This window comes from Psychroflexus curvus (assembly GCF_020164585.1).
GTDB classification, from domain to species: domain Bacteria; phylum Bacteroidota; class Bacteroidia; order Flavobacteriales; family Flavobacteriaceae; genus Psychroflexus; species Psychroflexus curvus.
Window position 1 is genome coordinate 194086 of record NZ_JAIQZF010000004.1, and the last position, 22240, is coordinate 216325.

The 22240-nt window shown below is 37.1% G+C and carries 19 protein-coding genes; 14 read left to right on the top strand and 5 right to left on the bottom strand.

Going from position 1 to position 22240, the window contains the following annotated elements:
• Positions 1-43 precede the first annotated feature (43 nt).
• The 4 genes from LB450_RS07415 to LB450_RS07430 all read left to right on the top strand — a co-directional run bounded on the left by LB450_RS07415 (position 44) and on the right by LB450_RS07430 (position 5700).
• Positions 44-1279 carry an APC family permease gene (locus tag LB450_RS07415; protein WP_224487285.1) on the top strand — a complete coding sequence of 412 codons (1236 nt, stop codon included), beginning with the start codon at positions 44-46 and terminating at the stop codon, positions 1277-1279.
• 513 nt (positions 1280-1792) lie between these two features.
• A complete protein-coding gene (locus LB450_RS07420) occupies positions 1793-3637 on the top strand; it encodes a flavohemoglobin expression-modulating QEGLA motif protein (protein WP_224487286.1) in 1845 nt (614 codons plus the stop codon).
• Positions 3637-4686, top strand: a complete 1050-nt coding sequence (locus LB450_RS07425) for a glutathione synthetase (protein WP_224487287.1) — start codon at positions 3637-3639, stop codon at positions 4684-4686. Before LB450_RS07420 ends, LB450_RS07425 begins: the two co-directional genes overlap by 1 nt.
• A gap of 87 nt (positions 4687-4773) precedes the next feature.
• A complete protein-coding gene (locus tag LB450_RS07430; protein WP_224487288.1) occupies positions 4774-5700 on the top strand; it encodes a M14 family metallopeptidase in 927 nt (308 codons plus the stop codon).
• 92 nt (positions 5701-5792) lie between these two features.
• On the opposite strand, the gene LB450_RS07435 is transcribed toward LB450_RS07430, so the two are convergent.
• Positions 5793-5996, bottom strand: coding sequence for a dodecin family protein (locus LB450_RS07435; protein WP_224487289.1), 204 nt, complete (start codon positions 5994-5996; stop codon positions 5793-5795).
• Positions 5997-6449: 453 nt separating this feature from the next.
• Here LB450_RS07435 and LB450_RS07440 point away from each other — a divergent pair, with 453 nt between their 5' ends.
• Positions 6450-8609 carry an APC family permease gene (locus tag LB450_RS07440; protein WP_224487290.1) on the top strand — a complete coding sequence of 720 codons (2160 nt, stop codon included), beginning with the start codon at positions 6450-6452 and terminating at the stop codon, positions 8607-8609.
• A 118-nt stretch (positions 8610-8727) separates the two neighbouring features.
• Here LB450_RS07440 and LB450_RS07445 read toward each other — a convergent pair whose 3' ends face one another.
• Both LB450_RS07445 and LB450_RS07450 read right to left on the bottom strand, forming a co-directional pair.
• Positions 8728-9330 (bottom strand): 3'-5' exonuclease, encoded by a 603-nt coding sequence (locus LB450_RS07445; RefSeq protein WP_224487291.1) that lies wholly within the window; start codon positions 9328-9330, stop codon positions 8728-8730.
• The gene (locus LB450_RS07450; protein ID WP_224487292.1) at positions 9327-11246 is read right to left on the bottom strand and encodes a DUF294 nucleotidyltransferase-like domain-containing protein; all 1920 of its coding nucleotides are present in this window, start codon (positions 11244-11246) and stop codon (positions 9327-9329) included. Before LB450_RS07450 ends, LB450_RS07445 begins: the two co-directional genes overlap by 4 nt.
• A 197-nt stretch (positions 11247-11443) precedes the next feature.
• Here LB450_RS07450 and LB450_RS07455 point away from each other — a divergent pair, with 197 nt between their 5' ends.
• The 7 genes from LB450_RS07455 (at position 11444) to LB450_RS07485 (ending at position 16479) form a co-directional block, all read left to right on the top strand.
• A complete protein-coding gene (locus LB450_RS07455; protein WP_224487293.1) occupies positions 11444-11617 on the top strand; it encodes a hypothetical protein in 174 nt (57 codons plus the stop codon).
• A gap of 58 nt (positions 11618-11675) precedes the next feature.
• Positions 11676-12557, top strand: a complete 882-nt coding sequence (locus LB450_RS07460) for a TolB family protein (protein ID WP_224487294.1) — start codon at positions 11676-11678, stop codon at positions 12555-12557.
• 298 nt (positions 12558-12855) lie between these two features.
• Complete coding sequence (locus LB450_RS07465; protein ID WP_224487295.1) at positions 12856-13008, top strand: hypothetical protein; 153 nt, start codon at positions 12856-12858, stop codon at positions 13006-13008.
• Between the two features lie 18 nt (positions 13009-13026).
• The gene (locus LB450_RS07470) at positions 13027-13440 is read left to right on the top strand and encodes a hypothetical protein (protein WP_224487296.1); all 414 of its coding nucleotides are present in this window, start codon (positions 13027-13029) and stop codon (positions 13438-13440) included.
• Between the two features lie 3 nt (positions 13441-13443).
• Positions 13444-13866, top strand: a complete 423-nt coding sequence (locus tag LB450_RS07475) for a hypothetical protein (RefSeq protein WP_224487297.1) — start codon at positions 13444-13446, stop codon at positions 13864-13866.
• 3 nt (positions 13867-13869) lie between these two features.
• Positions 13870-14301, top strand: a complete 432-nt coding sequence (locus tag LB450_RS07480; RefSeq protein ID WP_224487298.1) for a hypothetical protein — start codon at positions 13870-13872, stop codon at positions 14299-14301.
• Positions 14302-14634: 333 nt separating this feature from the next.
• The gene (locus LB450_RS07485) at positions 14635-16479 is read left to right on the top strand and encodes a glycoside hydrolase family 2 protein (RefSeq protein ID WP_224487299.1); all 1845 of its coding nucleotides are present in this window, start codon (positions 14635-14637) and stop codon (positions 16477-16479) included.
• 167 nt (positions 16480-16646) lie between these two features.
• Here the strand turns inward: LB450_RS07485 and LB450_RS07490 are convergent, their stop codons facing one another.
• On the bottom strand, positions 16647-17417 hold the full coding sequence (locus tag LB450_RS07490; RefSeq protein ID WP_224487300.1) for a DUF4382 domain-containing protein: 771 nt from the start codon (positions 17415-17417) through the stop codon (positions 16647-16649).
• 370 nt (positions 17418-17787) lie between these two features.
• Here LB450_RS07490 and LB450_RS07495 point away from each other — a divergent pair, with 370 nt between their 5' ends.
• Positions 17788-19500 carry a DUF885 domain-containing protein gene (locus LB450_RS07495; protein ID WP_224487301.1) on the top strand — a complete coding sequence of 571 codons (1713 nt, stop codon included), beginning with the start codon at positions 17788-17790 and terminating at the stop codon, positions 19498-19500.
• 39 nt (positions 19501-19539) lie between these two features.
• Positions 19540-19872, top strand: coding sequence for an NINE protein (locus LB450_RS07500; protein ID WP_224487302.1), 333 nt, complete (start codon positions 19540-19542; stop codon positions 19870-19872).
• Between the two features lie 493 nt (positions 19873-20365).
• On the opposite strand, the gene ftsZ is transcribed toward LB450_RS07500, so the two are convergent.
• Positions 20366-22234: a cell division protein FtsZ gene (ftsZ, locus tag LB450_RS07505; RefSeq protein ID WP_224487303.1), complete on the bottom strand. Its 1869-nt coding sequence runs from the start codon at positions 22232-22234 to the stop codon at positions 20366-20368.
• Positions 22235-22240: the final 6 nt, after the last annotated feature.

Consider the following 22240-nt stretch of genomic DNA (forward strand, 5'->3'; position numbering starts at 1 on the left):
CATAAACATCTTAGTTCAATAAGTTCAAAATTAGAGTCTTACTATGGAAAAAAGGAAGCTTAAAAAAACACTTGGGTTGTGGGACATTCTGATGTTTGGAATAGGAGGGATGGTTGGCGCAGGCATTTATGCTATTATAGGAGAAGCAGCAGCTTTAGGGGGCAATATGCTCTGGCTAAGTTTTGTAGTGGCTGCCTGTGTGGCGCTTCTCACAGGCTTAAGCTATGCTGAGTTTGTAAGCAGGTTTCCAGATTCTGGTGGAAGTTTCGAATATATAAAACAAAGTTTAGGACACAAAGCTGCTTTAGTAATGTCTGTCTTGATGATGTTTACAGGTATAGTAGCGGCGGCGGCTATTGCTATAAGTTTTGCCAGCTATCTCACTAGACTTCTGGAGTTTCCATCATGGATAATCGTGATTGCTATAATTGGACTGATGGCTTTATTCAACATCTTTGGAGCAAAGTATAGTTCGTATTACAATTCAATTGCTACCATTATTACCCTTCTTGGTCTTGCTGTAATTATTGCAGTCTGCATTCCCGAGTTTGGCAACACGGACCTTACTGAATTCAACAATTTTGGGTGGAATGGTATTGTTGCCAGTAGTGCCCTTATCTTCTTTAGTTACGTTGGTTTTGAGGATCTGGTGAAAATGGCCGAAGAAACAAAAAATGCTGAAAAGGTAATGCCTAAAGGCGTTCTGCTAAGCGGGGTAGCTGTATTAATAATTTACGTGCTTATAGCCATAAGTGCGGTAAGTGTTTTGGACTGGAATAAACTCGCTCAGACCGGGGGACCACTAGCTGCAGTTGCTCAGACAAAACTAGGAACAATCGGAGCCACAGGACTTGTAGTTATTGCCTTATTTGCAACCAGTAAAACCATTCTGAGTAATATATTGGGAACCTCACGATTGCTATATGACGTTGCCAGGGATAGTGATATAGCATGGCTCAAAAAATTTACCACAATTTCTGGTATCGGAAATGCTCCAAATTATGCTATCATAGCTATCGCTCTTGTCGCAATTGCTTTTGGCTTATTAGGAGATTTAAAACTGGTAGCGAGCATCAGTAATATTTTTATCTTCATCGTCTTTGGTATGGTAAATTTCTCTATGCTTGTTTTTCGCTATAAAAATAAAGGAAAACAAAAGGCTCCTTTTCATATTCCGCTGAATATTAAAAATATTCCTGTTCCAACTATAATAGCTTTAGCAACAATACTTATTCTTTTTGGTTATAACATCTATAATTTAACACAAGGCAACTTATGATTTAACTATCGGAAACACCTAGGATAAAAAACATGTCAACTGAGATTTTATTTAAATCGTTCATAGTTTAAATTTCTATCGTCATCATCTTTTAAAAAAAACTTTGAATATGCCTATGCATCTTTAGCTAATTTGATGCGTGGTATTTTACATATTGTTTTATTAGCTAAAGTACTTTATGAGGAGGCAAGACCTTATTCTAAAAGCTATTGTACAAATACATTAGTACTTGCCTTTGATAATATCAAAGAGGAGAGTGCCGTGATAATTTTGATTGATATTTTATAAAATATAACCTTTATACGCTTCCTTTTAAATCAATTTCATTCTACAGTTGCTCACAAATCTTTATTCTGAAAGTATTCTAAAGCTTTTTAGTAAATCTCATAAATAAATACTAAAATAATTTTGGACTTGAATAATACTTAATTATTTAATAATTTAAATAAAATCAACATTCAATTCAATTATATTAATAATTGAACTACTATTAAATTTTTTTAAATAACACAAATGCTAAACATATCTGAGTTATCAAAAAAATCTATTGAATTAATTTTAAAAACACTTGACGAAGATGGAAAAATAGGTGCAACACTTCCTGGTGGCGGTTTACTTCATATTGAAGAAAACCTTCCTTATTTAATAGTTTACAGAGAACGAGAAAATGATTCTGGTACTGAAAAATTAGTTTTAAGTGAAGCGTCTTATCTGTTGATTGGTCAAAAAGAGTTTAAGAACTATCAGAAATTAATTTTTGCACTTATAGAAAGGCTCTGTTCTGACTTTAAGTCTTATATGGTATTTGAAATCTATACTGGAGAATCTACCAATTGTTTTACTATCAAAGCTCCAGTATCAAAAATAGGAAGCACAGTCCATGTACTGGAAAAAGAGCTTAACGAGATAAACGATAAATTTAGCGCACTTTATTTAAATACTGAAGTGTTAGACACTCCAAACCGGCAAAAAGAAGGTGATCCTGAAATCCTAAGTGTAGAGGATGCAAAAAGATTAGGTGCTATTGTTTTAGGACTGGAAATTCCCCCTATCTATCGTAATGAGAGCGGAGATGTTTTTCCGGTTTTTTTAAGACAGTTTAAAGACTACCTGGTAGATTCTATTCACAAAACGATTTTTGATTATGTAAGGGTGCATACTTCGTGCAGAATGGAAAGCTATCTGTCTATGGGGAGGGAACACTTAAAAGATAAGGTTTTTGAGATAGATAAAGCTCTTGCTAAAATAGAACGATCGTATCAATTTTTATGGTTAGTTTCCCCTGCCAATATTCATAATATTAAAGCTACTTTTTTCGAAAGTAATTTCGAAAAAGTTATAGATTACCATTATCGTATTTTACCCATAGATCCGGATGTTCTCAAAAGAGAGCTCTACAATCTCAAGATTGAAGATATAGATGACCCTGCAATGTCTCATATATTCAGAGAAAAACGGGAGGAACTCGATCATCAAATTACCATGCTGAACGAAAGAGGAACGCCAAATTTCTTTTATAACAGCATAAGACTTTATAAAGGAATAAGCCGGAAACTAAATCAGGAAGCGAAGACCATACTCAGTGAAGTGAATGAAAAAGAAGAGTTTGATGATGGTAACTTTATAGACGCCAAAGGCTTTGCTAGCTTAGCACGTCGAGAATTTGATTATTTCACCAATCAGGACAAAAACTTCAAAAGTAAAATTCACATTCGAAAGGATGTCAATATCATGATGGTTAATAAAGGAGAGCTTTATGTGCCAGCAGATTATAAAATGAATAAAGTTGAAGCCTCGGCATTGATCCAGCATGAGGTTGGGACTCACGTTCTTACCCATTATAACGGTATACAGCAACCTTTAGAATTATTGAGCAGTGGTTTAGCTGATTATGACCCACTTCAGGAAGGTCTTGCAGTTATGTCAGAGTATTTGGTCGATGGACTTACCCCTAATAGATTGAGAACTTTGGCTGGAAGAGTTGTTGCAGGTTCTGCAAGATTGGAAGGTGCTAATTTTCAGGAAATATTCAGACTTCTGAAGATACAGTATGGTTTTTCCTCAGAACGAGCTTTCAATATAACTTCCAGAATTATGCAGGGAGGTGGATTTTTGAAAGACATTATCTACTTGAAGGGTTTAGTTCAACTTCGTGATTACCTTCAGGATGGTGGTGACTATGAGCCACTATTGGCCGGAAAGTTTGCCTTAAAGCATACCAAAATAATAGAAGAGTTAACCGAAAGAAAAATTTTACTACCAGGAGCACTCAGACCAAGCTATTTGTTGACTGAAGATGTTACTGAAAAATTAAATTTAATCAGAAATGGGTTATCCATTTCAAAAATGACAACCTAATGAAAATTTGTTTTGTTTTAAACGATATAGAAAATGAAAGGTATGGAACCTCAATTATGGTAATGAATAGAGCTCACGCTCGTGGCCATGAGGTTTATGCCATGGGTATAGGTGATTTTAATTTTCACCATGGAGCACCTATTAGTATTAATAGCACACAAGTGCCTGAAGATGCAAAAATTAATTCTGCTCAGGATTACCTCGAAGCGTTGAAAAGTTCTAAAGCTCGTAAGAAGATAATTACTTCCACTGAACTGGATGTACTATTTATAAGAAATAATCCTACAGAAGAAGGTTCTGGTCGGGAATGGGCTGAGCATGCTGGTATTGCTTTTGGAAAGCTAATACAGCAGCAGGGGGTTTTAGTTTTGAATGATGCATATGCTTTATCTCAAGCCTTTATAGATAAACTCTATTTTGAGGAACTTCCACCAGAAATAAAACCCAATTCATTGATTACCAGAAATAAAGATGATATTCTAAAATTTTGGGAGGAGAATGATAAAAAAATGGTTTTAAAACCTCTTGAAGGCTCCGGAGGTCAAAATGTATTTCTAATAGATGAAAATGAAAAAAACCTCAATCAAATTATTGAAACTATAAGTCAGGATGGATATATCATTGCTCAGGAATTTTTGCCTGAAGTGAAAGATGGTGATGTCAGGGTTTTATTAATGAATGGCCGCGTTATGGTCAATGATGGAAAACAGTCTATCATAAGACGTGTAAGTGGTGAAGGTGAATTCCGTAGTAATTTTGCACTTGGAGCTACTGCAGATACCAGCGATCTTACCCCTGCAATGAAACGAATAGTTGAGCTAACCGCACCAAAACTGATAAGCGATGGACTCTTCTTTGTAGGACTAGATGTTGTAAATGATAAGCTGATAGAAATTAATGTTTTAAGTCCAGGTGGTATGGAGCATTTTGAAGAGGTTGGTCTCCCGGATTTTACTGAAATTATAGTTCAAGCTATAGAACGTAAAGTTGAATATAAAAATCTTTATGGTCATCTATTAACCAATAAGGAGATTGCCTGCATGAAATAATAATTCAACTCTAGACTGATATTTAGTAATATCAATTTAAAAACTAAAAAACTTATATAGATAATTGAAAAATTTAACACATAAACTATGAGTCAAGAAACCGACAATCAAATCCCAAGAATTATAGGAGAATACTCCAGCAATAAAAAAGGCCCTTTACTTTTTGTTACTGCAGGTATTCATGGAAATGAATCCAGTGGAGTAAAAGCATTAGAAGAAGTGTTTGAACAGTTAGAAAAAGCAAAACCTGAAATTGAGGGAAAGATTGTGGGTGTATCAGGAAATCATAAAGCTCTCAATCAGAATAAACGCTATATTGACGAAGACCTCAACCGAGTCTGGACCAAAGAAAACATTCAGCAGAAAAAAGCGGAAACCCACGAGCAAAAAGAAATGTGGGAAATTATTGGGATTTTAAATCAATATCCTGAAGAGGACTATACTAAGCGTTATTTTCTGGATTGTCACACTACTTCTTCACCAAGTCTTCCCTACGTTTCAGTTCAAGTTGTAAATGATAATGATGAATGGGCTCATAAATTTCCAACTTATATTATACGCGGATTTAGCGACATCATTACTGGAGATATAGATCATTACCTAAGTCGAATCGGGATGACAGGTTTTGTCTTCGAAGCAGGACAACACGAAGATGAAACTTCGGTTGAAAATCACGAAGGTGTCATTTGGCTAGCTTTAAAAGAAGCATGCCAGATAAATCTTACAAAGATTGAAACTTATCCAGAGTGCATAAATCGTTTTGCTGAGAAAAATGCTCCTGAACAGAAAACTTTTGAATTGATTCACAGACATGGTCTTGAAGATTCCGATGTCTTTGAAATGGAACCTGGGTATGAAAATTTTCAAAAAGTTGAAAAAGGAGAACTCCTGGCCAAACAAAATGGAAATGAAATAAAGAGTAAATGGAACGCACGCATATTTATGCCCTTATACCAATTTCAGGGAAACGACGGTTTTTTTATCATTGAAGAAGTAGAATACACTTCAAATTGAAACTTAATAAGACTTTTGATTAAAAAATTAAACATTAAAAAAGCAGCAAGATTGAAAATCTTGCTGCTTTTTTATTTATCAGTTAAATTGATTTAACTTTCTATTTCAAAAGAAACTTTTGCATTTACTGCGTAAGAAACGATTTGATTATTAGTCACGTTTGCATTCATTTCTTTTACATAAATAGATTTAATATTTTTGACGGTCTTTGATGCTTCAGTTACTGCATTTTGAGTTGCGTCATCAAAACTTTTATCTGAAGTTGCTAATACTTCTATAACTTTTACAATGCTCATAATGTTTATTTTTAATTGGTTCACTACTAAAATAATAAAAACAGAGAGGAAACTAATTGTATTTAAGGATATTTAACAAAAAGCTAAAATCTTATCTTAAATAAGAGTCTATGGACTTGAATTTTATTCTATGATTTATTATTTTTATAGATTAATTCTGTCCATATGATGTTTAATAAAGTACGTATTCTTTGTGTTATATTAATAATGTCATCAGTCTTCACTCTTTATCTTTATGAGAATAACGAGTATAATTTTTTACTCGGTATATTTTCAGCAATAGGTACCGCTTTAATTGTTTTTGGACGATTCAATATTCTTGAAAGAGAAGATTCACAACAAGGTCGATAATTTTCTGATTAAACTTATCTGTTTTCATCAAAGAGCACTTTTACTTTTTTAATGAAATTTATTAGTTCACTTGTAATTTCTATTTAATCAATACCTGTCGTTTTGAGTAACCCCAAAGAAAAAAAACCTTCATTAACACGTACTATTTCACTTAAGGCAGCTTTAAGTATTGGTGTAGGAATTATGGTTGGTGCAGGAGGAATTTTTGTTTTCCCTGGCATAGCTTCAGGGCAGGCCGGACCTGCCGCCATGTTATCTTTCGTGCTTGCTGGTGCTATTGCGTTGTTGGTTGCTCTTTGCACAGCTGAACTAGCAACCGCTATGCCTGCTAGCGGAGGTGGGTATTATTTTGTTTCAAGAACTTTTGGTCCATTCTGGGGTATGCTGATAGGTGTTGGACAATGGATGGGTCTTGTTTTCGCTAGTTCCTTCTACCTGTATGGATTTGCCAGTTATTTGATAGATTTTCTCAAAGAAATTGGATACCAACCTAAAGATCCAGTGATATTAATTGCCTTAGCTTCTACTTTACTTCTCACTTTTATCAACATCGTAGGAACAAAAAGTGCAAATAAACTTCAAAATAGTATCGTTCTTGTACTTACAGGAGTATTGACTCTTTTATTTTTGTATGGTACGCTTCAAGCTATTGGAATTATTGGTTCTGCACATTTACCAAAACCATTTGCTCCTAAAGGATTCAGCCCTGTAGTAGGAGTTTCCGCACTCATTTTTACTTCATATCTGGGATTTGTTCAAATAGCTACTGTGGGAGGAGAAATCATCAATCCGCAACGTAATCTACCTCGTGCTTTGGTGGGCAGTGTACTAATTGTAACCCTGCTTTATATTCTCACTTTTTTCGTAAGCAATAGCTTTCTTTCTGTGTCACAGCTTAAAGAATTAGGAGAAACTGCAATTGTAGAAGTCGCTAGAAGACTTATAGGAGACATTGGCGCATTAGTAGTTCTTTTTGCCGGCTTGTTGGCGACTCTTTCAAGCGCTAACGGATCTATTTTAAGTTCCTCTAGAACAATTTATGCCTTAAGTAAAGACAGATTTCTGCCAAATTGGATATCTAAATTACATGAACGGTATGGCACTCCACACCGCGCATTAATTTTCGTGGGTTTACCTATTGCTGGAATCATGTTTGTCGGAAACCTTGAGATACTGGCGGAAACTGCCTCTTTTCTTCATCTTGTTATTTATGGTCTTATTTGCGCATGTGTGTTAAAGCTTCGTCGAGATCTTCCTATTTGGTATGTACCAGGATTTAAAACACCAGGTTATCCTGTTATTCCAATCGCAGGAATGCTGGCTGGATTTGGACTTATATTTTTCATGCAAACCTTGTCTATCATACTGGGAGGGGCTGTCCTTTTGATTAGTGCCATTTTTTACTTTATCTACGCCAGAGACAAAACCTTGGAAGACCCATCACCTCCACATATAGAACCAAAGTTGCGTCAGCCGAGAATTTTACTTCCTGTCTCCATACCAATGGAAAAATCTATTCCTTTAGCCATATTAAGAGGTTTCACAGATCTTGAAATTCTGCTACTGGGTTACAAGGAACTGAAAGAACAAACAAGTCCAGAACAATTTGAGAAAGATGATGATGGCGAATCTCAAAAGGAATTGGATAAGGCTAAAAAAGAACTGGAAGATGAATCCTTTGATGTCGACACAGAACTGGTTTTTACTTCAGACGTAGCTCAGGCAATAGATAATGTGATCTTAGAATATGACTGCCAGGCATTGCTGGTAGTGAAGCCGATAAAGGAACTCAACCGACTGCTTATTCCTGTGTATGACATCCATCAACTCAGTAAACGTTATGCGACGGTCATCTATGAACTGACCAAAGCCAGTGGTCTGCCAGCGAGCTTAATGTTTATTGAAAGCACAGAGAGTTCGGAAGAATCTGAAAACAAAAAGGCTAAAGATACTTCTGCAATGAAAAGAGAAGCCATAAACAGGCTAAAACAGGCAGGAGTAAATAGAAAACAAATTGAATCGAGTTCTGTACAGGTCAGTGATATTTCTGAAGCGGTGAAAGAAAAACACCAGGCTGATGACCTTGTGATCTTAGTGGAGGCCAATGCTAAAGAACGGGAAAATTTTATCAATAAAATCAGAGGTGAGATTAGTGATAAAATAGATTGCCCCTTACTTGTTGTTCTTGAAAAACGACAACAGGAAAAAGATTCAGAACCTGAAGATAGCCCGGCAAAAGAGGTGAAGAAAGAAGATAATTAAGACCCATAAGCTTATCCTAAGTATTCAATTCATGCCCTTAAGTTAAACTATCATAAAAACAACTTGCATTTTTTACTTGAAAAGAATACAATTCAGCTTGCGGTGCTTTGCTGTGTGGCTAGAGTGAGACCACTAAGCGCTGATATACTTGAGCGGTCAAAAAGGCATCCCCTAAAGCTGTATGCCTGTCTTTTTTAGGGATATTGAATTCATCGCACAACTCATCTAAACTTTTATGCATCGGCTGGTGAACCCCTTTGAATTTTGAATATAAACCATCCGTATCCTCAACCTTATTTTTCAACTTTGGTAATTCCATGTTCTTAAGAGCCAGGTTAATCATTTGGATGTCAAATTGAATATGATGGCCCAGGATTTTAGAACTGCCTAGAAATTTCAGCAGATGCTTTATGGCCTCCATTTCTGAAGTTAATGTATTCCTTTTATTCTTTACAATCCCATGTATAGCAATACTTTCAGGTTTAATTAGCTTTTGCTTCAGAAATACAGAAAAATGATCTTCCACGTAAATCACGTTTTGATGTAAAGCCACCGCTCCAATTGATAAAATTTTATCTTCTCCTGGAGTTAACCCGGTCGTTTCACAATCTAAAACGACCACGCGCTGGTTATTGGTATGTTTGAATTCTTCCTGATATGCCTTCCAGAAATCGGGGTGATTTGTTCGTTTTCCAAATAAATTATTCAGCCAGTACATCATAGAAAATAAGCGAGTTGAAATCGATTTTTTAGTAAACTCTGTACGTCTTTAATGGGTTTAAACGTGCGTTTCAACTTCATTTTATCACTCTTGCTTAATTTTGATAGTTCTAAATACCTGCCTGTTGAATTTTGTTTGAAGCCCTCCACAGCTCTGAATTTGGATAATACAAGAAAACTCTTGATACACCCTGCATAGATTTCTTCATTTTGAGGCTCGAGTTCTATCAGTTTTTCAAAACGTTCTACAGTATTGTTTTTGCCCTCTACTGCTTCAGACAAAATCAAAACCCGGGCCGCCTCTACCAGAGGTTGAATAGCTCTGGCTTTGACATCAAATTCGTCTTTATGCCTGCCATCGTCTTCAATTATAAACTGTCTGAAAAATCCTAAAGGCGGTGGATTTTTTACAGCATCTTCGCCCAGGTAGGCGAAAAAGCGCTGATTTTTTTTTAGTTTTTTAAAAATATGCTCACTCAGTTGTTTTGAAAGTTCTTCCTCGCCATAAACTTTAGCATAATCAAAAAAGATATTACACATCATTATGCTTTTGGATGAAGGATTATCTATCCAATTTGAAAACTTACGTTTCCACTGACTCAGACTTAAACAGTACTCAGGATTGCTCGCCATCATTTCTGCCGGGCAAAACACATAGCCTAATTCATTAAAAATAGAACTAACTTCTTTGGCTAATTCCAAAAAATAGGATTGAATACTTTCTGATTTTTCATCAGAAACATCTTCAAAAACTAAAGCATGGTCCTGATCTGTAAGTAATACTTGTTCTCCCCTGCCCTGACTCCCGATTCCGAGCCAGGCAAATTTGGCAGGTGGTGTTCCTGTTTTTTTTACGCTCAATTCTATCACCCGCTGCATCAAAGCCTGTGTAATCAGTCGGCTTACCTTCATGACGTAAGGCATAGGCAAAGCTGTATTTAAATAAGCTTCCAAAAGACTACTCAAAGATTCACGAATTCTGATTAAAGACTCCAGTTGACTCACACGTTCAATTTGCTTCAGAAGTGCCACAGGGTTATTGGCTTGAGCAGTAACGATATCATGTTCAGACAAAATCCCAACAATCTCAGTGTGTTGCGTTCCATCTTCGGTCACACACAAATGTCCAATTTGATGCTGCAAGAGCAAGCTTTGCACATCGGCTAAATGAATATGCGGAGGAACGCATTTTACCGGTGAAGACATGATTGTGCTTAACTTATCCTCACTGCTCAGAACGCCGTTTGCGACCCAGCGCCGTATATCTTTATCGGTCACAATACCGATGGGGAATTTATTGTGTTCAATGATAAGCGAGCTGATTTTATGCTTATTCATGACAAATGCTGCCTGCTGAATGCTTTCATCGGGTGAGAGGCATTTAGGGTTTTTGGTATAAAAGGCCTGCTGAAAAAAATCCAGTTCTGAAGATGGCTCTTCGCCTGAATTATAATTGCTGGAAAGTAGCTTCCCTTTAGATTCTGATGCTTTTGGATTTCTGGTATTGGAAGCAAAGCTTTCCAAAAGAAAGTCCATAACCCTGGTATTGTTCAATAACAAATTTTTAAAAACCTCGAAAGGAATAGCATACAGCACGCATTCTTCTCTCGCCATAGCCTCCATAGCATAGGTTTGATCTGCAAACAAAGGACGTAAACCCAGTATATCGCCTTCATCGCATATATCTATCCAATTTGTTGAGCTCAGTTGCTTAGACCTTAAACCAACAGCGCCTTGTTGCACTACATAAAATTCTTTGTGAGCAGTATCGCCTTCCTTAAACAGGTAATTTCTTCTAGGAACATAATGAACCCGAACCTGAGAGGCTAACTGATGTAAATCCTCAGAGTTCAGATCCTGAAAGGGTGGATATTGCCTTAAAAAGTCAGCAACACGTTCTACAATAACATTTTCCATTTCGATTACTCGTTTAAACCAGATGTTTACCTTGGAAGACAAACTTTCCTTTACAATTTACTACTTTTTTTAAAAATTATTATAAATTCAAATATTGAATCTGTAGTCTTAAAGATTACTGAATTCATTTTGAATTATTTTAAAGACGACTACCGATTTATCTAAAAAATACAAGTTCAAACTAAAGTTAATAACCTATGAAAAAGCAACATATTATTTTATTTTGGGCAAGTGGATTATTTCTAGGCCTCATGGTTTGCGCCTATTTTGCTTGCCCCCTCTGGAAAGTAGCTGTCCCTGTCATGTTATTTTTATCTATAGCTACAGGTGTCACTGGTTATAATCAATTAAAAAAGCCTAAGGACTCATGAGGGTTAATGTTTACCAAAGCTTATTATTTTTAAGCTCTAATCCTTTAAGTAAAAACACATGCCCCTCAACCAAACAAAAGAAATAAAGTCTGTTTTAGAAATTTATGATATAACTACCAATAAAAGAGAAGTCATCTATGCAGAAACCGGGCATTTTGAAGCGCCTAACTGGAGCAGGAATGACGGCTATCTTCTTTTGAATAGCGATGCAAAACTTTTCAAATGGGACTTCAAAACCAAAAAGAAAACCGTTGTAGATACGGGCTTTGCTAAAGACTTAAACAACGACCATGGCATTTCGCCAGATGGAGAACAAATAGTCATTAGTTCAGCTGATGCAGTCCCTGCAAAAGATAAAGAGCAATGGCTTACCTCAAAGATTTATGTACTTCCTGCCTCTGGTGGTGCCCCTAAACTCGTCACGCCAAAAGAACCTTCATTCTGGCACGGCTGGTCTCCGGATGGGCAAATTTTAACCTATACTGCCAGGCGTGAAGAGAGTTTTGATATTTATAGCATCGGTATCGATGGTGGTGAAGAAACAAGGCTTACAGACGGGAAATGGCTTGATGATGGCCCTGATTATTCTCACGATGGCAACTACATTTACTACAACTCCATGCAATCGGGCAGCATGGACATCTGGAGAATGAAAACAAACGGGAGTCAAAAGACTCAACTTACCAAGGATTCGTATTCCAACTGGTTTCCGCATCCTTCACCGGACGGTTCTTCTGTTGTGTTCTTATCTTACCTCGACGAGCAGGGTGAGGCGCATCCACCTATGAAAAGGGTAGTCTTAAGACTTTATGACTTGGAAACAAAAACCCTAAAAACCTTATGTGAATTCACTGGCGGACAAGGAAGCATCAATGTGCCCTCCTGGTCACCCGATGGCAAACGATTTGCTTTTGTGTCTTACGAAGAGGTTAAGTCCTGATTACTTTTTAACCCATCGCATTTATTAAACTCATACAATCATATTCACCAGCATCATCCGTAAAATGACTCACGGTTAGGCGGATGATTTTTTTTGTATTTTATCATTTAGTTCAAGAAGATGCTTTAGTTTAGAGCTTTAAAAGAGCTTATCAAAAAATAACAAAATTTGTACTAGATCAAAATTTTTGGTAATTTTAAATTGGTAAAAAGTTATTATTTAAATTTTGAGTGGGTTAACTTAGAACTTACGCTTATTTATCCGACAATAAAAAAGTCTTTTATAACTAATCACAGTTATGAAAAACATATCCAAAAGAGACGTGAAAATTTTCATCCTTGGCTTCTTTAGTTTCTTTGTTATCAATCTCATTTCCGATTGGGAAAGTCATAAAGAAGATTTTAAAAGAGGATGGAACGATGCTAAAATGAATAAGCCATTTCATCCTTAATCTATTACTTATCAAAAAATGAAAATCGAATTCACCAAAAGAAGACTTTATGCACACCTCATCATTGGTGCATTATGGTTCGTTCTTGGTGTTACTGGGCTTATTTTAGGGGAAAATATTTACTGGTTTGGATACGGGTATTTAATGATAGGAATTTTATATCTAGGTCATTTTTTATATGATCAAAAACATCAATACCTCATCATTGAAAACGGAAGGATTACAAAAAACATACTTTACGGGTTTAAGAATAAAATGAATGTAGATGAAATTCAGGAGATCAAAAAAGTTGGAGGAGATTTTATTCTGAAGCTAGATACCAAGACCTTGAAAATCAATATCGATCTCATCGACAATACAGCCCTACTCAAATTAATGGAAGTTTTGAAAGAAATTGATTTGCCTTCAGAGAAATCGTTTTTAACAAGCTAAAACATGAGGATAAATTTAAAGAAAAGAATACTCCATACTCATCTTATTTTAGGTCTGGTATGGCTGACTTTTGGTAGCATGTATTTTTTGATAACCAGCGATAGCTTATTCTGGTTTGGCTTTGGTTTTATGGCTATTGGTTTTTTTGATATTCTTCACTATCTCTATGATAGTAAGCATCAATACCTGCATATCGAAAATGGGAGCATCCGTAAAAATAAACTTTACGGTTTCAATTTTACAACTAAAATTGATGTAGATGATATTCATGAAATCAAAAGAGCTGGGGGTAATTATATTCTTAAATCAGAGTCCAGCACTTTTAAAATCGATCCGGCAGTCATCGAAAAGGAATCCCTCAATGATTTGCACAACTTTCTAAAAGAGTTGAATTCACCTTCAGAAAAAACCTTTTTAACACGTTGAAAAATGAAAATAATTTTCAATAAAAAAAGACTTTATTCCAACCTTATGATAGGTCTTGTTTGGATAATAACAGGAACCTTATCTTTATTTTTTAGCGATGATATCACAAATTGGACTATTTATGCCTATCTCATTTTAGGTGTTTTTTACTTAGGTCAGTTTTTCCTCGAAAATAAAAATCTATACCTGCTCATTGAAGACGGCAGCATTCAGGAAGTCAAATTATTCGGTTCAACTCATAAGCTAAATTTAGATGAGATTCAAGACATCAAAAAAGAAGGAGGCGAGTATGTTTTGAAATCAGACACGAAAAAAATCAAAATCGACATTGATTTGATTGATAATGCAGCCCTCCTCAAATTGATGGAAGTTTTGAAAAAAGCCGATTTACCTCCAGAAAAAAACTATTTCAGTAAGTTTAAAACCCAGCTCTAATCCTTATTTTTTAGTTCAAAATATTTCAGTACACCTCAGGTGCCTAAATTGAGATTCAATAGAACCAGGCTGTTTGCCACAAAACCCTCTTCATAACTTCGCTAACTCAATTTGGGTCAGACCTCCTCTCATTTTTCTTAGCTAAAACATTGATGACATGTCGATTCATTTTTTCAACTTCTGACTTCTCTTCAATTGGAGTTTTGGTAACCTCTGGCAATTTTGTTATACTTGATATAAGTAATACCTTTAAGATATATCAACAGAACTACTTGGTCCAGAAAGGCCGAAAGCCTAAAGAATCCAACAGGTCTCTCATTGAAAATGATAATTATGAAAAAGAGCTTTTTTAATCTATTACTACTTATGATCACAAGTGTACCGGCTTCATCTCAGGAAGACCTTATTGTCAATATTGATGGGAGGGAAACAATTTCTCTTAACGGCACCTGGAATAATATCATAGACCCCTATGAGACAGGGTTCTACAATTATCGGTATAAAGAAAGAGACGAGAATGATCCTGAAGCTTACTGGAACCGTCCAGTAGTAAAAAAGAAAACGGATAGAGTGGAGCACGGTTATCAGGCACCCTATACCTTACAGGTTCCTGGAGACTGGAATTCCCAGCGAGATGTATTCAAATACTATGAAGGCAGTGTATGGTACCAAAGAGAATTTGATACGCAGGACTTAGCTGAAAACGAAAGGGCTTACCTCTATTTTGGAGCAGTGAATTATGAAGCACATGTCTATTTGAATGGCAAAAAATTGGGTTCCCACAAGGGAGGCTTTACACCTTTTAATTTTCACATTCCAAAAAAGATCCTGAAATCAGAAAATAACTTTCTGGTGGTTAAGGTGGATAATAAACGTCATGCTCAGGAAATCCCTACTCTGAATACCGATTGGTGGAATTTTGGTGGTATCACCCGTGACGTCAAACTCGTTGTTGTGCCTGAAACTTTTATCAGCCAATATGAACTTCATCTTAGCCAGGATCAGAATATTCAACAGGCTAAAGAAAAAGAGAGTTTTGAATTGGAAGGACGTATTCAACTGAATAGGGCAGCAAAACAAAGCAAGGTCAGAGTTGAAATACCCGAACTAAAGCTGACGAAAAGTTTCCCAATAACAGGAGATGAGTTAAGTTTTAATTTTGAGGTCAAAAATCTGGACTTATGGTCTCCCGACAATCCCAAATTATACGATATTGTGTTCAGCCTTAACGGAAATCAAATCAATGACAAAATAGGCTTTAGAAAAATTGAGACTTCGGGTAAAGATATACTTCTCAACGGAGAAAACATATTCTTGCGAGGCATCAGTATTCATGAGGAGATAGCACAAGATAAAAGGAGGGCTTATAGCAGAGAAGACGCTGAACAATTGTTTGGTTATGTGCAGGACCTAAATGCCAATATGGTGCGGCTGGCCCATTATCCTCACAATGAAAACATGACTAAAGTCGCAGATTCCCTTGGAATCCTGGTTTGGTCTGAAATCCCCGTTTACTGGACCATAGATTTTGAAAGTGAAAAGGTGCTGGATAAAGCAAAGCAACAACTTAAAGAGATGGTAATTCGGGACAGAAACAAGGCGTCCGTTATTATATGGTCTGTAGGAAACGAAACTCCGGTTTCTCCAACCCGCAACCAGTTCATGAAGTCCTTGATTGACCAGGCAAAAGTGCTGGATGATACCCGCTTGGTTTCAGCAGCACTCGAGGTGGGATATAATGAAGAGGGCATCAACCACATTGATGACCCGCTGGGGGAATACACAGATATTGTTTCGGTGAATGAATATTTGGGCTGGTATGGAGGACTTCCAGATGCAGCTCAGTCTGCCCAATGGGAAGTAGCTTACAACAAGCCTCTTTTCTTTAGTGAAACTGGTGCAGGTGCAAAAGCCGGCTACCACGCAGAAAAGGAAAACAGATGGAGTGAAGAATACCAGGAATGGTTATATAAAGAGCAAATCGCAATGATGAAACGCATGCCCGAAAATTACAGCGGAATGTCTCCCTGGATTTTAACCGATTTCCGTTCTCCAAGAAGGAACCACCCTGTTTATCAGGAAGGCTGGAATAGAAAAGGCCTTATCGGTAATGAAGGGAACAAGAAAAAAGCTTTTTACATACTTCAGAACTATTACAATGAACTCGAAAACCAGTAATTGATTTGGATTTTCAACTTAATTTCTGGTTAAGTATAAATTGCCAATCCTGAATGAAATGAACTAAAAATACCATCATAAATTTTGGTTCAGGAATTTAGGTTAGAGGCATAAAAAAACCACTCATAAAGAGTGGTTTTAAATTTATATGGATTCAAGAATACTCCTTAAAGCACTATCACTTCAAGGACAGTGGTTTCACCAATTACAACCGTTACGTCGTTTACAGTTGCAGTAAGACCGCTTTCAGACTCTACTTGTAAAGTATAAGTTCCTTCAGGAACTCCGTAAAGTAAAAATTCACCAGTCTCATCTGTATAGGCACTGATTTCTTCTCCTGAAGCATCATTGGTTGCAGTCACTTTGGTTTCAGTATCAAAAGGTTCAACAGAACCAGCTATGGCGCCGCTTTCTGCACTCGTCGTGATACGAATTACAGGCTTAAGCAAAAAACCTCCGTTTCCTTGTGCCACAACAGACTCGTCAACTTTAAAGTCCATGATAAATTCATACGTCACACCTGGCTGTAAGTCATAATTCACGTTCAGTTTCAACCCAGACTGTTGCGCACTTGGTGTTTGAAGATCTATAGCTTCACCACTCTTAAGAACAATACTGTTCTCTGCACCTAAGACAAGACGTACCTGACTTAAATCTCCTGAAGGGATATCTTCATTGACAAGGCTAACAAAATTTCCACCCGTAAGAGTAAGTAAATCATATACCCCAGCATTGGTTTCCATCATTACAATTTCACCGTCGACTATAGCTTCAACTCCAACAACATCTATGAATACATTTTCATAATCTCCTGGAGCATCAACCAGACGAACAGACATACCCGAAGTCGCTTCGACTGAACTGTCATCAGAATCACAACTGATAAATGTAGCTGATATTACAAATACACTTAAAATAACTTTTACTAAATTCTTCATTTCTTATAATTTTTAAATTAAATAGACAAATACTGTCTTATATTAATATAACAATGCAAAAGGGGATGACCCTAGCTTTAACATACTGATTTTTTGAGATTTTTTATCTAAAATCTGTCTTTCCCTTGAACTAAATTGAAGATCAAAACCTTATTAAGGAGCAGAAATATGCCGAGTAGTTTTCAGAAAAAAAGAGAATATTAGAAAATGATTGCTCACGATTACGCTTACTGTTCCTGGTCTCAGTCAGTTTCATAGTATTTCCCGGCCTGCACTTGCTGTTTTCAAGGCAAGAATTATAAGGAAGCTTAACTGCGTAAGGCTATCATTTCAAATGCTTGACTTATCTTTAAAGTTTAAAATAGCATCTATGAAATTAGTTTTATGTTTTTTAATCCCCTTTGCAGTAACGCTTTCCGCAGTGAGTCAGACTCAGTCACAGACCCTGAATTCCATCATCCAAACCTACCAAGCACATAAAGGCTATGACAGAGAAGTTTATCCGCTAGGTTTGTATACAGAAGCCTATTACAAGCAGGAAGCTGAATTTGCAAAAGAAATCCTGAGTGATTTAGCAGAAATCAATACGGGTGAGCTTTCAGAAACCGAACAAATTTCCCTGGAACTTTTGAAATTCAAACTACAGGAAACGATAGATTTTTATGCTTACGGTGCCTATTTAAATCCGTTGCTTTCTGACTCTGGATTTCACCTCAGCTTGTCTTACCGCGTCAGAGACCTTAACACTTACGACCAGGTGAGAGCTTACCTCAATACACTCAATGCCATTCCTACCTATACAGATCAGCATTTGAAACTGCTTCGGAAAGGACTAAAAGACGGTTTCTCTCAACCCCGGATTATTTTTGAAGGCTATGCGTCGACTTACGATTCTCAAATTGTTGATCAGGCTGAAGATAGTTATTTCTACGAACCTTTTGAAAGCCTGCCCTCTACTCTGTCAGAAACTCAGAAAGATTCTGTTATCAAAGCCGCCAAGCTGGCTATTGAAACCAATGTCATCGCCCAGTTTAAGCGTATTAAAACCTTTTTTGAAACCGAATATCTACCAGCCACCAAAACCTCCTTAGGTGTTTCAGAAGGTCCGCAGGGCGCGGCTTATTACCAGAATAGGCTGAATTACTACACCACTTTGGATTTGACAGCCGAAGAAATTCACCAGATAGGTTTAAAGGAAGTGAAACGCATCAATTCGGAGATGCAATCTATTGTTGAAGAAGTCAACTTTGAGGGCAGCTTAGATGAATTTATCGCCTTTTTAAGAACCGATGAGCAGTTTTATGCAAAGACAGGAGAAGAGCTCCTGAAGGAGGCACGCGATATCGCCAAACGTATTGACGCCAAACTTCCTGCTTACTTCAAAACTTTACCGAGAAAGCCTTATGGCGTCGCCAAAGTTCCGGATGCCATAGCCCCCAAATATACCACCGGACGCTATATCGGCGCCTCCAATGACACACAGCCAGGCTATTATTGGGTGAATACCTATAATTTACCCAATAGACCACTTTATGTGTTACCCTCCTTAACCGCTCACGAAGCAGTGCCTGGGCATCATTTGCAAAACGCCCTCAATGCTGAGCTTGGCGATAGCATTCCAAAATTCCGTAAAAGCATGTATTTATCAGCTTACGGAGAAGGCTGGGGCCTGTATTCAGAATTTCTGGCTGACGAAATGGGGATATATACAACGCCTTACGAGAGGTTCGGAAAACTGACTTATGAGCAATGGCGTGCCTGCCGACTCGTCATCGACACAGGTATTCATGCGATGGGCTGGACACGAGGACAAGCCGTGGAGTATTTTACTAAAAACACAGCCTTGTCCTTACACAACATCAACACAGAAGTGGACCGCTACATTTCCTGGCCAGGACAGGCTGTGTCTTATAAAATTGGCGAAATCAAAATCAGAGAATTAAGAATTAAGGCTGAGGAAACGCTTGGGCAAAAGTTTAACATCAGAGATTTTCACGAAGTGATTCTCGAACAGGGCGTGGTGACCTTACCTATATTAGAAAGACGTATTGAAGCGTATATTAAAGAAGTCAGCCAAAATTAGACCTCATCTCTAAAGTTAACACAACCTTAAACTAAAATTATGAAAGACAAGACTGCTGCTGCACTTTTAGCTTTTTTCCTCGGAGGCATCGGAATCCATCGCTTTTATCTAAATCAGATTGGCTTAGGGTTTTTGTACCTTTTATTCAGCTGGACCTTCATCCCATTGATCGCGTCTCTTATAGATTTCATTGTTTTCCTGGCCATGGATAAAAGAACCTTTGATTATAAGTACAACAAAGAGCCGTTGGTGCAACAACATAATTACTTCAAAAACAGTTCAAGTGAAGAAATTGAAAAGCTGTATAATTTAAAGATGAAAGGCATCATTTCACAGGAGGAATTCGATAGGAAGAAAAGAGAGTTGTTGTAAAAAACCAGCCAACTGAGCTAAATTATGTTTGTGTTTTTTTAGTGAAATACACTAGCGTTAACTTAGCCCTAGCCTAAGAAAAAATTAAAAATAGCTCTAAGCAAAAAATAACTCCGTCTCTTCCTGTTAGAATAAATTCAAAAAACCTCAGGGCTTAACCTGTCCCGTAGGGACTATTTATGGGTAAAATCAAGCATGTAGCTCAGCCAGCGTGCCGTTAGGTACGCCATATACCTTAAGAGCATAATTCAAAAGTAGCTTCTTGATATAAAGTACCTGAAGGCACTTGGGTTTTGCGGGTTCTTTCAGGTTACCGAGATAAAGTCTCTAACGAGACAAATTCAAACTTAACTTTTGAAATAGTATTTAAAAAATAGTCCAGAATTACGAAAACAGCCGGTAGACTTAAACTGACAAGGTTCACGAGACCATATATACTAAAAAAAGACCAGCAGTTTTGCCGGTCTTTTTTAATACAGTACGATGGATAAATCTAATCTACGTTATCATGTAAAAAAGAGTTATTGGACCTGAAATTTAAATTGTCCTTATCTCCTTCCACACTGGTTCTCGATAGAGAATTTCCTTCACGATTGTGATTTAATTCTACACCTGCACGTTTGTAAGCGGGCTGCTTTTCAATCTCATCGATATTGTTGGTATTTCTAAATTTATAGTTGAATTGCTTTAATTTAGCTTTTCGCTCTTCAGCTCTCTTGGCAAGTTCAGCCAAAGGCGTGTTCATAGGATCAACGTCCTCCGTATTTCTTTCTGAGTCTTCTGAATGTTCTACAGTTCTTCTGGTAAACTGTACTTCTTTTGGCTCTTCCTCTACCGGCTTAGGTTTAGGCTTTTGAGATGCAGGTGAATTTTTGGCTTCCTCTTCTTCCATAAACTCAGACAAATCATATTTTTTAACTTCAGATTCGGAATTATTTCTAAAAGAATTGACTTCTTCTGGTTCATTCACTTCAATATCTCTGGCAGGTTTTGACGTGTAGGATTTTGGTTCATCATCTTCGTCTTTAGAAAAGTCAAAACTCAACATGCCCGAAGAATTTTCATCTTCTTTGACAGGACTATCTTCAATGATTTCAAAATCATCGCCGTGTGCATTCACAATTTCAAAATCCACATCCAAGTGATTTACACTTACTTCTTCGGATTCATTCTTTTCATCACCGCTCTCCTCTTCAAAATTCAATTCGTGCATGACCTTAGGCTCTTCTTTTTGTTCTGAAGCCTTTGATCTGGATTGCGGGACATCCATAGAAGATTGCTTTTTGAATCTGCCCGTGGATAAATTTTGCTCAATTCTTTGCTCATCTTCTAGGGTATGAATGATCTTTTTGGTTTCGGTATTCACGATTTCATCTTGTTGCTCTGTATCAAAGCCTGTGGCAATTACAGTAACTGAAATGGAATCTTCCAGGCTTTCATCATCACCAACACCCATGATGATATTGGCACTGTTACCAGCTTCAGCCTGAATGTGGTCATTGATTTCACCTATTTCATCTAAAGTGATTTCATCGGTTCCTGACACAATCAACAGCAATACATTTTTGGCACCTTTAATTTTGTTATCATTTAATAATGGGGAATCCAATGCCTTTTCAATAGCAATTTGGGATCTGTTAGTGCCTGAAGCTACTGCAGAACCCATGATAGCTGTTCCGCTATTGCTCAATACTGTCTTCGCATCACGTAAATCGATGTTTTGAGTGTAGTGATGAGTTATGACCTCTGCAATACCACGAGAAGCAGTGGCCAAAACCTCATCGGCTTTAGAAAACCCCGACTTAAAGCCAAGATTACCATAGACTTCTCTAAGTTTATTATTGTTAATTACAATGAGTGAGTCAACATTGCTACGAAGTTCTTCCACACCCAGCTGAGCCTGTTCATTTCTGGTGCGACCTTCAAACTGAAATGGAATGGTAACGATACCAACCGTAAGAATATCCATTTCTTTAGCGAGTCTGGCAATCACAGGGGCAGCACCAGTTCCTGTACCACCACCCATTCCTGCAGTGATAAATACCATTTTGGTATTGGTGCTCAATAAGCTTTTCAGGTCTTCTCGACTTTCCTCAGCCGCCTGTTTACCAATATCTGGGTTGGCTCCAGCGCCAAGTCCTTCGGTGAGGTCAACTCCAAGCTGAATTCGTGTAGGTACCGGACTATTCTCCAAGGCTTGTGAATCGGTATTACAAACCACAAAGTCAACGCCTTTAATTCCCTGACTAAACATGTGATTGATCGCGTTAGAACCTCCTCCTCCTACACCAATGACTTTAATGACATTGGATTGATTTTTAGGGAGATCAAATGAGATGTTTTCAAATTCTTTCTGACTCATAATTAT

Bases quoted from the DNA above. Each gene is read 5' to 3' on its own strand.
- LB450_RS07415 (WP_224487285.1), top strand. From the start codon at position 44: ATGGAAAAAAGGAAGCTTAAAAAAACACTTGGGTTGTGGGACATTCTG.
- LB450_RS07420 (WP_224487286.1), top strand. From the start codon at position 1,793: ATGCTAAACATATCTGAGTTATCAAAAAAATCTATTGAATTAATTTTA.
- LB450_RS07425 (WP_224487287.1), top strand. From the start codon at position 3,637: ATGAAAATTTGTTTTGTTTTAAACGATATAGAAAATGAAAGGTATGGA.
- LB450_RS07430 (WP_224487288.1), top strand. From the start codon at position 4,774: ATGAGTCAAGAAACCGACAATCAAATCCCAAGAATTATAGGAGAATAC.
- LB450_RS07435 (WP_224487289.1), bottom strand. From the start codon at position 5,996: ATGAGCATTGTAAAAGTTATAGAAGTATTAGCAACTTCAGATAAAAGT.
- LB450_RS07445 (WP_224487291.1), bottom strand. From the start codon at position 9,330: ATGATGTACTGGCTGAATAATTTATTTGGAAAACGAACAAATCACCCC.
- LB450_RS07450 (WP_224487292.1), bottom strand. From the start codon at position 11,246: ATGGAAAATGTTATTGTAGAACGTGTTGCTGACTTTTTAAGGCAATAT.
- LB450_RS07455 (WP_224487293.1), top strand. From the start codon at position 11,444: ATGAAAAAGCAACATATTATTTTATTTTGGGCAAGTGGATTATTTCTA.
- LB450_RS07460 (WP_224487294.1), top strand. From the start codon at position 11,676: ATGCCCCTCAACCAAACAAAAGAAATAAAGTCTGTTTTAGAAATTTAT.
- LB450_RS07465 (WP_224487295.1), top strand. From the start codon at position 12,856: ATGAAAAACATATCCAAAAGAGACGTGAAAATTTTCATCCTTGGCTTC.
- LB450_RS07470 (WP_224487296.1), top strand. From the start codon at position 13,027: ATGAAAATCGAATTCACCAAAAGAAGACTTTATGCACACCTCATCATT.
- LB450_RS07475 (WP_224487297.1), top strand. From the start codon at position 13,444: ATGAGGATAAATTTAAAGAAAAGAATACTCCATACTCATCTTATTTTA.
- LB450_RS07480 (WP_224487298.1), top strand. From the start codon at position 13,870: ATGAAAATAATTTTCAATAAAAAAAGACTTTATTCCAACCTTATGATA.
- LB450_RS07485 (WP_224487299.1), top strand. From the start codon at position 14,635: ATGAAAAAGAGCTTTTTTAATCTATTACTACTTATGATCACAAGTGTA.
- LB450_RS07490 (WP_224487300.1), bottom strand. From the start codon at position 17,417: ATGAAGAATTTAGTAAAAGTTATTTTAAGTGTATTTGTAATATCAGCT.
- LB450_RS07495 (WP_224487301.1), top strand. From the start codon at position 17,788: ATGAAATTAGTTTTATGTTTTTTAATCCCCTTTGCAGTAACGCTTTCC.
- LB450_RS07500 (WP_224487302.1), top strand. From the start codon at position 19,540: ATGAAAGACAAGACTGCTGCTGCACTTTTAGCTTTTTTCCTCGGAGGC.
- ftsZ (WP_224487303.1), bottom strand. From the start codon at position 22,234: ATGAGTCAGAAAGAATTTGAAAACATCTCATTTGATCTCCCTAAAAAT.